The following is a 13,219-nucleotide window of genomic DNA, read 5'->3' as shown; positions in this document are numbered from 1 at the left end:
GAAAAATCTAATTATGAAAAAATATATTAGCAGTCTTTTAGTAATAGCTTCTGGGTTTACCTTTGCTCAGACTATTCTAAATGCTTCTTCTCCGGAGGAATTCAGACAAATGAGAGCTGAAAATATGAGAAAAGTGGGGGATACCATGGTTAGTAATAAGGTTACACCATTAGAGTATGGTTTTGTAGATCAGAAAGATATTCTCAAAAGCATGATGGTTTGGGAAGTGATTGATTTAAATGATAAAATTAATCAACCTTTTTATTATGATAACCCAAACGGTTTACTTTCTAAAGAAACAAGATCGTTGTATCAAATTCTTTTAGACGCTGCATTGGAAGGAAAAATTGAAGAAGTGTATGAGGACGAAAATTTTTCTGTAAAAGCTACTCCGGAAGGAATAAAAAAGAAACTTGAAAGTGTTAGACTTGATGATGAAGCTATTGAAATCCTAAATTCTGGACGTCAATTAACTGAGGAAGAAAGAAAAATGTATACCGACTATATTAGAACTACTACTGAAAAAGTAAAAGTTCTTAAGATAATGGGTATGTGGTTTATTGATAAAAGAGATGGTCAAATGAAGTACAGACCTTTGGGGATTGCTGCTATGGGACCAGATCCTTCTGCGATTGGAAGAATAGGACCGGATGGACAGCCTTTAGCTATAGGAGATGAATTAGTTGATCTTTTTTGGATTTATTATCCAAAAGCAAGAGAGATTTTAGCCAACAATTATGTATTCAATAGAGCTAATTCATCTGCAGATTTATCTTTTGATGATATCATTAATGCGAGAAGATTCTCATCTATCATTTATAAATCTTCAACTGGTCTTGGTGATGGGACAATCAAAGATTACATTCCAAGAAATGCTGAAGAACAGTTAGAGGAAAGCCAAAGAATCAAAGAACAGATTCTTCAAATGGAAAATGATATGTGGAATTATTAAAATTCACTTGATATTTATAAAAAACCTGAGTACTTTTACTCAGGTTTTTTATTTATGCAAAAGGTAGATTATATTATTGTTGGTGATGGCTATGCTGCACTTTTTTTTGCGCATCAGCTTATTATGAATGAGAAATCATTTGTTATTTACTCAGAAGGTAAAAAAAGTGCATCTCAAGTTTCAGCAGGAATCATTAACCCGGTTGTTCTTAAGAAGTTTACTACATTTTGGAAAGCTCAAGAACAAATAGACTTTCTAAGAAAAACTTTGATAGAGATTTGTGAGTATACTGGTGAAAATTATTTAATTGATGCTCCTATTCATCGTATTTTCCATGATGAAAATGAACAAAAGCTCTGGCTGAGGAAATCTGATAATATTGATCTTATTAATTTTCTTGATAAAAGTTTTATTCCTTTATATAATGTTAAAAATGAATTCAATACCGGAAAAGTTAACCAATCTGCAAGACTTAATGTAGAAGATTTTTTTTATGGGATGATGAATTTCCTGATCAGTAATAATCATCTGATTTCTGAATATTTTGATTATAATAATCTCAACACTTCAGAAAATATCTATAAAGATTTTTCATTTGAACATATTGTATTCTGCGAAGGAATGGGAGTGAAATTTAATCCGTTTTTCTCAAAAATCCCTGTAAATCCTAATAAAGGTCATCATATAAGAGTTAAACTGTCAGATCCTTTAGACAAGAACATAACAATCAAGAAAAAACATTTTCTGTTTCCGCTAAACAATGATCTTTATTTTTACGGCGGTACTTACGATCGTGATCAGATTCATGAAAATATAGACGAATCTGCAATCGAACAGTTAAAGAATGGTTTATCCGAATTTTATCAGAAAGAATTTGATGTTAAAGAGGTGTATTTTGGTTTCAGACCTACTGTAAAAGACCGCCGCCCTATATTAGGAAGACATTCTGAGCTGAATAATTTGTATGTTTTTAACGGATTGGGAGCAAGAGGTATTTTAAATGGCTGCTATTTTTCAAAAACCTTATTTGATTTTATTGAAAATAATATTCCATTGCCTGAAGAAATCTCTTTGAGTAGATTTTAATAAAAAAAAGGTGTCATAAAAGACACCTTTTTTGTTATTGTGAAGCTATTTTTTCATTATTAGATTCTTTTTTTCCGTGAAATAATACCATGTCTGCATCTTTCTTCAGAAATGTAACATCTTTCTTGTTTTCTGTGAATTGATATTTACTGTCGGAGGTAGAATATCCCGGGTTTTCATGATTTTTATAAAGCTCATATGATTTTCCGGTAAGTCTTATGACTATGGTGTTTTTAGTCTTGTTTCTGGTGATTTCCATTTGTTCTCCGTGACGGTCAACTATGGTTTCTCTCAGAATTTCATCATCATTAGTAATCTTGGCATGAGTCGGGATATCTGCTTTAACATCTGCATCCTTAGCAGAATGTGTGCAGGCAATCAGGGAATATAATATTCCTAAAGTAAGTAGTTTTATTTTCATTGCAGTTGTGAATTTTAATGGGTTTATATTAATATTTAGTGTGTTGCAAATTTACACAATTTCTTCTATCAAATTGTTAAATTTTATTAAAATACTATGTAAATAATAATTTTACAGTTTTTAATAATGAAATTGTTAATCAATTGCTAGGTGCTTTGAGTCCGGCGAAGAGGTAATCACATACAATTTTTGTGTTATCTATCAATCAAAACGCTTACCAAAGAAGAAAAATGATTTCAAATTATTTCAAAATAATTTTCATTTAAATTAAAACACGACAAGTTTTGTCGCATTACACATTTAGATTTGCTTTCATAAATAATGTAGTTATTTAATTCTCCGTGACTATGATTTTATAATATATATCCACGAGATGAGTTCATTTGATTTAATGATAAAAACAATAAATATTGAGATATGAAAGTTCCGTTTTATTTGAATTTTGAAGATTTTGAAAATAGTTATTATGATAATCTCGAACAATGGTTTGAAACCAATATGAATAGCTCAGAAACAGATTTTCTTCTTTACATGAAAAATATGTATAAAGAATATGTTTGCTATAGTTTTTCTGAAGATAAACTTGTTCCTGATGCTACAATTGAAATAAGGAATTTAGCCTTTCCTGAATATGAAAATTTCGGATTATCATTCGGTTTCGTAACCAACACTCAATTTAATCCTGTTTCCGAAGTAAAAATCATATCTATGATGGAGTATGCACAAATTATTTTAGACCGGATTCATCTTTATTTCTGTCAAAATAAAATTATTAAAGAAAATGATAGTGTATTGAATTATATTAATCACCATACGATTATAGGAATACCGGAAAAAACAGGATTTTGCATGGATTATGCCAACCATCAAAGAAAACTTCCTTTCCTGGAAGCGTTTTTACCAAAAACAGGAAATACTGTAGATATTTCTCTATACAGAACCTTCTATCTTTCTGTAACGGACATTGCAGATTTTATTGATTACAAACTTAAAGAGGTGCAGGCTTTTGAACAAAGTATGTATTATGAATTGAAGTCTAATGCTCTTGTTAAGTTTCATATGAAAAATCAAACATATCTCACAATTTGTAACTGACGGTAGATTTTAAAATTTATAAAAATATAAATATAAAAAAATGTTAAAACTTAGTTCTGTGATGATTTTTAAGTTTAAATAATATTATGTGATTGTTTAATTAAGGTGATCTTATAGATTACTTTCAATATTATATATATTGGAATTTATATGTCATTGTATAGAGAAAAATTAGATATTTGTAAAATTTTTAGTCATAAAATTTTCTTAAAATGTCTATATTTTTATCCAAAGAGTTTTGAAGTTAGAAAAAAATTTGTAATTTTACATCGCCTTGAATGAGGGAACAAGTCAAGGTAATAAATTTTTTTTCATCATTTGTGTTTTTAGAATCGTATCGCCTGATACGATTCTTTTTATTTATTTTAAACTTTTATAACGTACTAAAAGATCAATAAAGTAAGAATAGGTAACAGAGCCATCCTGCTGATTGCTTTTTAAGAAAAGATTGTTGGTAAAACCAAAAAAATCTGTCATGAGACCTTGATGATTTACGACGAATTTTTTTTCGTGTATTCTGTCTCTTTTCATACCTTCGGAATAATTATTTAAAACAGATTTTACAAATTCTTCATCTTCCTGTATGATGGAATTGAGAAGGCTTTTTAAAGTAAAATATTCTGTACTGTAACGCAAATCTGCATCTTGAGAATTGATACCGATTAAATATCCCACGAAATTAGCTTCCTGTTCACGGGCAAAACCCATTTGGTGTGAGCTTTCGTGTGAAATAGTAAAAGGCAGGTAAGAAGAGGGTAAATTAGCATTATACTGAGCTTCTCCCGTGAACGGATTGTAATAACCCAAAATTCCTGTAAAACTCATGACTTCTGAAAAAATACTGCTTTTGAAGGAATTGATTCCGGAACTTTTTTTGTCGGTAATAAATGCAGGAAGCTTATTTTGATTTACTAAAATTTCATTTTGAACGGCGGCAATATTTTTTAAAATAAAAACTCCGTTTCGGTCTTCCTGCACAAGCTTCCGGGTTGCTTTTGCATTCTCAAGATATTCTAGTGCAAGATTTTTTCTTTTGTCAATAGTAATTTCTGTTTCAGGAAGTTTTGCAATTAAAGGAGTCTGAAAATACAGCATTCCCCAGAAAATCTGATATATGAAATAAAACGAATTAATAAAAACAAGTATTTTCAATAAAGCTGCGTTTCTTGTCCTTTTTTTTAAGCTTTTAATGAGTAAATAAAACATAAATATTCCAGCTGAAACGTACATTGCATCCCCTAAAGAAAACGGAAGCCAGGCAAATAATATGAGGTGGAATTTTTTTTGAAATTCAAAAAAGTTTTCAAAAAAATAAACCACTGTTTGTATTTTAGAAAAAACATAGAACAAAAGAATTTGGACAACCAATATAGCTGCCCAAAATCTTTTTTTATAATATGTTTTTTTTAGATTAATGTCCACCTGATGCAGTTTCACCCATTACAATTCCTTGTTTTCTGAGAAATTTAGGTGTTATAAATCCGTAGAAAGCAAGATATACAAAGCATAGGATAGGAATTACATAAGAAAAGTGTGTCCATGTAATACCCATAATTCCTTCCGGGCTTGATTTGTCAAAATCACAAAGCCATCCCTGAATCAAGGGGATAATTCCACCTCCTAAAATCATCATGACAAGGAAAGACGATGCTTTTCCAGTGTTTTTTCCAAGTCCTGCAATTGCGAGGTCAAAAATTGAAGGCCACATAATTGAGCAGAACAAGCCACCGGAAATAAAGAAATATTTTGCAATTTCTTTGTCCGGATAAACCAATCCCAACAACATCATTGCTACGCCCGCAATCCCGAAAATCATTAATGTTTTACCGGCATTTTTACCACCGATAAAGCTCATGATGATAAATGCAACGATCCATAATGCATAGATATAGAAAGAAGAAACATCTTTACCGCTGAGTGTATTAGCAAATATGATGATTCCAAATGCAATAAATGGAACAACAAATTTCAAAATCATATTCGTACTCTTCGAAATGTTAAATACATTGATACTTCCATTCCATCTTCCAATCATTAAGCTTCCCCAGTAAAGAGAAACAAACGGTGCAATGTTATGTTCAAGAACGCCTCCGAATTCTTTAGTGTGCAAAAGAGCAGGAAGATTACTGATAATAGAAACCTCTACACCCACATATAAAAAGATAGCAAGCATCCCAAGATAAAGTTGTGGATATTTAAAAATACTAAAGTTTGAAGTGCCTTCTTCAACCTCTGCTTCTTCATCTTTAGCAGGATCTTCAATTTTTGAAAACAGCATAAAAACAGCCACCAGGATAAAAGCAACTCCTAAAACGATAAAAGGTGTTTTTACCATTTTAAGGTTTTCTTTTACAAAACCTATAGGATAGGTAATGTTTGTTGATCTCTGCTTAATTTCTCCAAGTTTGGTTGAGTACGCATCAATTTGTGTGTCATTTGCAGAGGTGTTCTGATCAATAGATATGATCTGAGCATCAAGATCAGCGATGTTTCTTTCAACTTTAGCAATTGCCTGATTTATTGTAGCAGCATCGTCTTGAGTATCCTTTTTCAACTCTACAATATTTTTTGTGAGCTCATCTTTGTGAGTTTGGTACTCGCTCTTTACAACTTCAATTTTAGTAAGCTTCTCGTTCTTCGGAGCGGAATCATTGTTGTCACCCATTCCGAAAAGAGTGATTCCAACTAAAATTGGTCCTATAGTAGTTCCCAATGAGTTGATTCCTCCTGCTAAAGTTAAACGGTGAGCTCCGGTTTGCGGACTTCCCATTTTTATAGCAAGTGGATTAGCCACAATCTGCTGAACAGAAAAACCTAATCCTACTATAAATAAAGCCGTAAGAAAAAACCAGAAGCTTGCAGCCGCCGCCGCCGGAACAAAAAGAAATGCACCGATGGCTGATAAAACCAATCCTACAGCAAGAGTTTTCTTATATCCGAATCTCTGTAAAATATCGCTTTTAAGGGAGATGATAAAAAATATAACCGAACCTACAAAATAGGCTACATAAAATGCCCACGCTACAAGCTGGCTCTGAACCTGCGAAAGCACAAACCATTTTTTGAACACCGGAATTAAAATATCATTACTTGCAGCGACGAATCCCCAAAAAAAGAAAACGACAATTAAAGATAAAAATTGAGACCACTTGGTCTGTTGCGGGTTTGAGTCCATAAAAGTTTATAATTAAGTAAACAAATATAATTTATTTCTTCGATTAACCGTGTTTTGTTAAAGTTTTTTTTATTGTCTCAAAAGCTGACAATTTCAAATCCTTTGGTGAACCTGTCGGTTCCAGAATGTCATTAAAGTATACTTTTACCTTCCCCGGGTAGCCTTTTGAATTATCAAACGGAAACATTTCTTTTAAGCCAATAAAAGTAAAAACAGCAATCGGAGAATGATGTTTAGACGAAAGTGTAAAAGCTCCATCTTTAAAATCGTCTAAAATTATTGAAGTATCATCAGGAACACCCCCTTCAGGAAATATAACAATACTGTTTCCTTCTTCCATTTTTTCGGCACATCTTCTGTAAACATCAGCGCGGCTTCTTGCACTGCTTCTGTCAACCATTACACAGATTCTTTTGTAGATAGTTCCAAAAATCGGAATTTTTACCAGTTCTTTTTTACCTACGTAACAAAGCGGATGATTGGGAAACAAAATACATGGCAACATAATATCCATAATAGAAGTATGGTTGGAAATGAAAACATACTGCTTGTTCTTATCAATTTTTTTATCGGTAAGATTGATGAGCTCGTATCTGAGTCCCATTCCGAAAAACATTCCGAAACACCAGAGCCTGATGAGCTGATAAGCGTATTTATAGTTTTTTTTATTAAAAGAAAGCAGATAAACCGGTATTCCCAGAATAATAGTAAGTACAAATGCCAGAATGAGAAGCCATCCTCTCCAGAGGTAATTCAATATTTTAGTCACAAATCAGCCGTTAAATATTATTTTTTTCTTCACCGAATAATTAAGAATGGAAACCAGTAAAATTGCAGCAATCTTGCTAATCATTTCCGGACTCAAGGTATAAAAAATTAAATTGATATTGTCTTTAAATAAATAGCTGTAGAAAATCTGAAAAAAGCTTAGACTTAAAAGTGTGGATATAAAAGATACTATCATAAAATACACAAACTCTCTTTTCTTGGAATGTTTTCCTCTTTCAAAAACGAACCATATACTCAGTAAATAATTGAATAAAATACCGCATATGGTCGATAGAATATTACTGAAAGGATAATGTATACCATGAAAGTTTTGCTCCTGAGCAAGCATTTGAGGAAGGGATATACTGAAAAGTTTGAAACTCCCGATTTCTACTACCGCACTCAGTCCGCCGGCAACAATAAATAACAACACCTGTTTTTGGCGTAGAAGTAATGCTCTCATTGATTTTTATAATACGCAAATTTATAACTATATGTTAAACAGTGAAAAAACTTGTTAAATTTTTTTTTTGAATGAAAATAATTTCTAATTTTAATTTTCAGAACTGAGGAAACTAAACCTGATAAAAAATTCATTTTCAACTTTTTCTGTTGATGGTCTTTCTATCTTGTAATGGATGATTGAGAAATATTTTCATAATTTTTTACACAACACAACAATTAATATTTGTATGAAATCTCAAAACAAATACAGAAAATTTCAGCTTCATCAGAAAAATATTGAAGCTCTCGGACAGGAAAATTCACGCTTTAAAAGGGTGTACTCAGAATACGAAAATATGTCTGATGACCTTTGGAATTTAGAAAACTCAGATGGCAGTTCCGTTCCTGATGATTTCCTTGATGCCATCCATTTGCAGACTTCTTATCTGGAAGAAGAGATAGAAGACTGGCTGATTCAGTTTGGTCATCACGATCATGAAGTAAAAAGCTGAACTAAATCATAAATATATTTCCGAAAGTCTGTTTGTAAGGTTTAATTAAAGATAAATTCATAATTTAGCCCTCTTAAAAAAAACAGAAATATGGTTGCTATTGTTGATGGAGGCTCCACCAAATGCGATTGGGTAATTTTAGATGATTTCAATAAAATTTTTCTTAAAACAGAAACCATAGGCTTCAATCCTAATAATATTGCAGCAGATCTTATTGTACCCGAGATTGAAAAGAATATCAATCTGAGTTCTGTAAGAAATTCTATTACCAAAGTTTTTTTCTACGGCTCAGGCTGTGGTGTTGCCGAAAATTGTGCAACCATAGAAAGAGAGCTCAAAAAATTCTTTTACAAAGCGGAAGATATCACTGTAAAAGAGGATCTTACAGCCGCTGCTTATGCAGCTTACAATGGTAAACCTGCAATTGTATGTATATTAGGAACAGGTTCCAATTCTTGTTTTTTTGACGGTAAAAAAGTAAAGATAAAACTTCCTTCACTAGGTTTTCTAATGGGTGATGAGGGAAGTGGGAGTGCCATAGGAAAACAGCTGGTCAGAAGATTCTTCATGCAGAAATTACCACAAGATTTGCATACCGAATTTGAAAATACTTATCATTTAAGTATAGAAGAGGCACTCAAAAATATGTATCACAGCTCAAGACCCAACGCCTATTTGGCAGATTTCAATAAATTTGTAGTTGAAAGAAAAAATCATCCTTATTTTCAACAGATGGTTTTTGAGGAAATGAAAAATTTCTTTGATTACCAAGTGCTTCCTTACGAAGAATCACAAAATGCCGAAATCAATTTCATCGGCTCAATAGCTTATTATTACGAAAATATTTTACGTTCTGCAGCATCAGAACTCAATCTCAATGTGGGACATATCGTTCAGAAACCCATCGAAAGTCTCGTGAATTACCACATTAAATATATACTTTAAAAAAGAAAAATTTATGTCAAGCAAAACCAATCGTGACGAAGCAAAATTTAATCAGGCAGCGTTAGATTATCATAAAGCCGAGCCCAAAGGAAAAATAGAAGTAATCCCTTCAAAGCCGCACTCTTCACAGAGAGATTTGTCATTGGCGTATTCTCCGGGTGTCGCTATTCCTTGTCTTGAAATAGAAAAAAATCCCGAAACGGTATATGATTATACAGGGAAAGGAAATTTGGTAGCCGTCATTTCAAACGGAACGGCAGTTCTTGGTTTGGGAGATATCGGTGCGGAAGCTTCAAAACCGGTAATGGAGGGGAAAGGTCTTTTGTTTAAAATTTTTGCAGATATCAATGTTTTTGATATTGAAATTAATGAGAAAGATCCTGAGAAATTTATTCAGATCGTTAAAGGGATTGCTCCTACTTTCGGGGGAATCAACCTTGAAGATATCAAAGCTCCGGAAGCCTTTTATATCGAGCAGAAACTCAAAGAAGAGCTTGATATTCCTTTAATGCATGATGATCAGCACGGAACCGCAATTATTTCGGCAGCTGCTTTGATCAATTCTCTTCAGATTGCCAGCAAAAAAATTGAAGACGTAAAAATGGTAGTCAACGGAGCAGGAGCTGCGGCGATTGCATGTACCAATCTGTACATTTCTTTAGGTTTAAAAAGAGAAAATATCCTGATGTGTGACAGCAAAGGAGTCATCAATCATAAAAGAGAAAATCTTACCCCTGAGAAAATAGATTTTGTTGCAAAAACGGATATTGATACGCTGGAAGATGCCTTAAAAGGAGCGGACGTTTTTGTCGGACTTTCTAAAGGAAATGTGATGACCGCTGAAATGTTGAGCGGCATGAATGAAAATCCTATCGTTTTTGCATTGGCAAATCCGGATCCGGAAATTGCGTATGATCTGGCTATTGCTACCAGAAAAGACGTGATTATGGCAACGGGAAGAAGCGATTTTCCTAATCAGGTAAACAATGTTTTAGGCTTCCCTTATATTTTCCGTGGTGCATTGGATGTTCAGGCAAAAGGCATCAATGAAGAAATGAAACTGGCAGCTGTTCATGCCATCGCAGATTTGGCAAAAGAACCTGTTCCTGAAGCCGTTATTTTAGCATATAATTTAAAAAGTCTTCAGTTTGGAAGAGAATATTTTATTCCGAAACCTTTTGATAACCGTTTGATCACCAAAGTTTCCTGTGCGGTGGCAAAAGCAGCGATTGAAAGCGGTATTGCAAGAAAAACAATTGCTGACTTTGATGAATATGAAAACCAGCTTCTCGACAGAATGGGAAGAGACGAAAAACTGGTAAGAATGATGCAGAACCGCGCTAAAGCCAATCCGAAAAGAATCACTTTAGGAAATGCGGAAGAGTACAATGTTTTGAAAGCAGCCCAGATTTTGTATGAAGAAGGAATTGCACATCCTATTCTTTTGGGAGATAAGAAATATATTCTGGAGCAAATGGAGCGTTTCGGAATTCAGCTTGATTTGCCGATTGTAGACCCAAGTGATGATGATCAGAAAGAAAACCGTAAAAAATACAGAGAAACACTCTGGAAGCTTCGTCAGAGAAAAGGAATGAACGAGTATAAGGCGAAAAGATATGTTCGCCAAAGAGACTATTTCGGACCTTTGATGCTGAAACATGGGGATACCGATGGATTGATTATCGGATTTTCCAAAAACTATACTTCCGTTCTGCGTCCCGTGCTGGAAGTTATTGAGAAAGACAAAGGAGTAGATAAAGTGGCTGCGATGATGATGATTTTATCTGAAAAGAAACCAATTTTCTTTGCAGATACTTCCATCAATCAGAATCCTACCGCAGAAGATCTGGTAAATATTGCCAAGATGGCAGAGTTTACCGTAAAATCTTTTGCCATAGAACCGAGAATTGCGATGTTAGGTTTTGAAAACTTTTCAGCAATTTCAGATACTTCCAAAAAGGTAGCAAAAGCGGTGAATATGCTTCACGAAAAATACCCTAAAATGATTGTTGATGGAGAAATTCAGCCTGATTTTGCGATGAATGCAGATCACCTCATTGATTATCCGTTTTCCAAGCTGGGTAAAACTCCTGCAAATACCTTTATTTTCCCGAATCTGGAATCTGCCAATCTTTCTTATAAAATCATCAGAGGGATGAAGGTGGCTCAGGTGATCGGCCCTATCCTGATGGGACTGAAGCAGCCGGTTCACGTTCTTCAGATGCGCTCAAGCGTTGATGAGATTGTGAATTTGGCTACGGTAGCCGTTCTGGATGCACAGAGAAGAGAAGCGAAAAAGTAAGAATAACATTTTTGCAGAAGATACATTGGAAAAAGCCTTGTCAAGACCTCAAACTTTGACAAGGCTTTTTTGTATAATACCCAAATCTTTCTATTGTCCCGAAAACCTCTTGCAGGGGTGCGACAAGCTTTCGGGAACGTCCGAAAGTGTGTTGCGGGGGTGCAGGAAGCTTTCCCGGTTACCGGAAAGTCTGTTGCAGAGGTGCGGGAAACTTTCCGGAAAAAGAAACGCTACTACTGCCCCGATTTACTTTCCCAGTATTCTACCTGCTCTTTCAGCTCTTTGATGCGTTCTTCGTATTGCTCAATAAGTTTTTCTGAGAGATTATTTATAGTATTGATTGTTCCTACAAATTGAAAAGCCATACCTCCTTTTTGATCTGTGTTTTCTTGTTCTAAATTATTAGTTTCATCAGTAAGAAAATCTTCCGGTTTAACTTCCAGTATTTCGCTGAGTTTTTCTATGTGTGCTGCCCAAGAGTGGCTTTCTCCGTTTTCTATTCTGGCGTATGCAGACTGGGAAATATGCATTCTTTCAGCCATATCGTCCTGAGAATAACCCTTAGACTTTCTCAGTCTCTTAATTTTTTCTGCTACGTTGTTGGTCATGTCATTTTATTTTAAAGCAAATATAAAATAAAATACTGTTATAATATTACCCGATAAAAGGGTAAATTATGCAAAAAGAGATTTGGGAACTTACAAAACTTTTTTCATTTTTGTTTCAGAAAAATTTATATATTTAAACCATTAAAACATAAATGCTTATGAAAAAACATTTATTTCTCAGGCTCTGCCTGATGTTCCTGGTCGGTTTCTCGGCATTCTCCTGCCGAACCGAAGAATTTCACAACGAGGAAGAAACTCAGGGCAGCATGCAGTTTCACCTTACCTCCAAAAGAATTTCGCTCAGCGAATCTAAACACAAAGCAAAGCTCTTCCCCGAGCTTGAAAAGGCAAAAAAAGGAATTGCTGCTTTCCAGAAAGTTAATGTGAACGGAAGAATCATCAATTACGGAAACGGAGTTTCCATAGATACCGATGATGTGATCTATATTGAGAACGGACCCAATTATCACACCTATACCTTTCATATTATCCGGGATAATGCTCCCGCAGATGCTCCTTTGGAAAACCTTCTGCTGACTCCGCTTCCGGATAGTACATACAAAGAGCTTCTCATTATCTACAACCTTACCGCAGCAGAAAAAGCAAAACTTCAGGCAGGTTTGTCTGTGGATACCAAAGGTAAAACACAGGTTACTGAGCTGGCAAATGGCACTTTCAATGGCGGCAGCCAGCTGGCGAGAATGGTATGCTCTACCTCATCATACAGCTATTGGGCGTCTTGTAGTGGTAATCAGCATCATGACGGCTCCAATTACGAGAGCTGCCCTATTTATCAGGGACTGGAACAGGGAACACCTCCCATTCTCTACACGATTGTAACCACCACCTGTATAGACCAGAAGGATGATGTAATTACCCCGATTGATACAGGCGGGGGAAGTGGCGGCGGT

At 34.4% G+C, this 13,219-nt stretch carries 13 protein-coding genes; 7 read left to right on the top strand and 6 right to left on the bottom strand.

Features of this window, described 5'->3' with window-relative positions; all coding sequences use genetic code 11:
• Window positions 1–13: 13 nt before the first annotated feature.
• On the top strand, window positions 14–952 hold the full coding sequence (gene porN / locus FOL89_RS14750; RefSeq protein ID WP_144283566.1) for a type IX secretion system ring subunit PorN/GldN: 939 nt from the start codon (window positions 14–16) through the stop codon (window positions 950–952).
• Window positions 953–1,006: 54 nt separating this feature from the next.
• Complete coding sequence (locus FOL89_RS14745; protein ID WP_144283565.1) at window positions 1,007–2,038, top strand: NAD(P)/FAD-dependent oxidoreductase; 1,032 nt, start codon at window positions 1,007–1,009, stop codon at window positions 2,036–2,038.
• Between the two features lie 34 nt (window positions 2,039–2,072).
• Here the strand turns inward: FOL89_RS14745 and FOL89_RS14740 are convergent, their stop codons facing one another.
• Window positions 2,073–2,459, bottom strand: a complete 387-nt coding sequence (locus tag FOL89_RS14740) for a hypothetical protein (RefSeq protein ID WP_144283564.1) — start codon at window positions 2,457–2,459, stop codon at window positions 2,073–2,075.
• A 417-nt stretch (window positions 2,460–2,876) separates the two neighbouring features.
• Between FOL89_RS14740 and FOL89_RS14735 the strand changes: the two genes are divergently transcribed.
• Entirely contained in the window at window positions 2,877–3,554 is a 678-nt protein-coding gene (locus tag FOL89_RS14735) for a hypothetical protein (RefSeq protein WP_144283563.1), read from the top strand.
• Window positions 3,555–3,914: 360 nt separating this feature from the next.
• Here FOL89_RS14735 and FOL89_RS14730 read toward each other — a convergent pair whose 3' ends face one another.
• The 4 genes from FOL89_RS14730 to FOL89_RS14710 all read right to left on the bottom strand — a co-directional run bounded on the left by FOL89_RS14730 (window position 3,915) and on the right by FOL89_RS14710 (window position 7,960).
• The gene (locus FOL89_RS14730; RefSeq protein ID WP_228444934.1) at window positions 3,915–4,874 is read right to left on the bottom strand and encodes a DUF3810 domain-containing protein; all 960 of its coding nucleotides are present in this window, start codon (window positions 4,872–4,874) and stop codon (window positions 3,915–3,917) included.
• Between the two features lie 91 nt (window positions 4,875–4,965).
• Window positions 4,966–6,729 carry an MFS transporter gene (locus FOL89_RS17735; RefSeq protein WP_228444933.1) on the bottom strand — a complete coding sequence of 588 codons (1,764 nt, stop codon included), beginning with the start codon at window positions 6,727–6,729 and terminating at the stop codon, window positions 4,966–4,968.
• Between the two features lie 43 nt (window positions 6,730–6,772).
• Window positions 6,773–7,498: a lysophospholipid acyltransferase family protein gene (locus tag FOL89_RS14715; protein ID WP_144283562.1), complete on the bottom strand. Its 726-nt coding sequence runs from the start codon at window positions 7,496–7,498 to the stop codon at window positions 6,773–6,775.
• A gap of 3 nt (window positions 7,499–7,501) precedes the next feature.
• Window positions 7,502–7,960: a GtrA family protein gene (locus FOL89_RS14710; RefSeq protein ID WP_144283561.1), complete on the bottom strand. Its 459-nt coding sequence runs from the start codon at window positions 7,958–7,960 to the stop codon at window positions 7,502–7,504.
• A 229-nt stretch (window positions 7,961–8,189) separates the two neighbouring features.
• On the opposite strand from FOL89_RS14710, the gene FOL89_RS14705 reads away from it, so the two are divergent.
• The 3 genes from FOL89_RS14705 to FOL89_RS14695 all read left to right on the top strand — a co-directional run bounded on the left by FOL89_RS14705 (window position 8,190) and on the right by FOL89_RS14695 (window position 11,700).
• Window positions 8,190–8,453 (top strand): hypothetical protein, encoded by a 264-nt coding sequence (locus FOL89_RS14705; protein WP_144283560.1) that lies wholly within the window; start codon window positions 8,190–8,192, stop codon window positions 8,451–8,453.
• A gap of 90 nt (window positions 8,454–8,543) precedes the next feature.
• Window positions 8,544–9,398, top strand: coding sequence for a BadF/BadG/BcrA/BcrD ATPase family protein (locus tag FOL89_RS14700; protein WP_144283559.1), 855 nt, complete (start codon window positions 8,544–8,546; stop codon window positions 9,396–9,398).
• A gap of 13 nt (window positions 9,399–9,411) precedes the next feature.
• The gene (locus FOL89_RS14695; RefSeq protein WP_144283558.1) at window positions 9,412–11,700 is read left to right on the top strand and encodes an NADP-dependent malic enzyme; all 2,289 of its coding nucleotides are present in this window, start codon (window positions 9,412–9,414) and stop codon (window positions 11,698–11,700) included.
• 233 nt (window positions 11,701–11,933) lie between these two features.
• Here the strand turns inward: FOL89_RS14695 and FOL89_RS14690 are convergent, their stop codons facing one another.
• Window positions 11,934–12,308 (bottom strand): helix-turn-helix domain-containing protein, encoded by a 375-nt coding sequence (locus tag FOL89_RS14690; protein ID WP_144283557.1) that lies wholly within the window; start codon window positions 12,306–12,308, stop codon window positions 11,934–11,936.
• A gap of 158 nt (window positions 12,309–12,466) precedes the next feature.
• Here FOL89_RS14690 and FOL89_RS14685 point away from each other — a divergent pair.
• Window positions 12,467–13,219: hypothetical protein (locus FOL89_RS14685; protein ID WP_144283556.1), on the top strand; the 753-nt coding region annotated here is incomplete at its 3' end.

It is taken from the genome of Chryseobacterium echinoideorum (assembly GCF_007474535.1).
GTDB lineage: Bacteria > Bacteroidota > Bacteroidia > Flavobacteriales > Weeksellaceae > Chryseobacterium > Chryseobacterium echinoideorum.
Note: the sequence above shows the minus strand (reverse complement) of the source record. Positions and strands in the feature narration are given on the sequence as shown.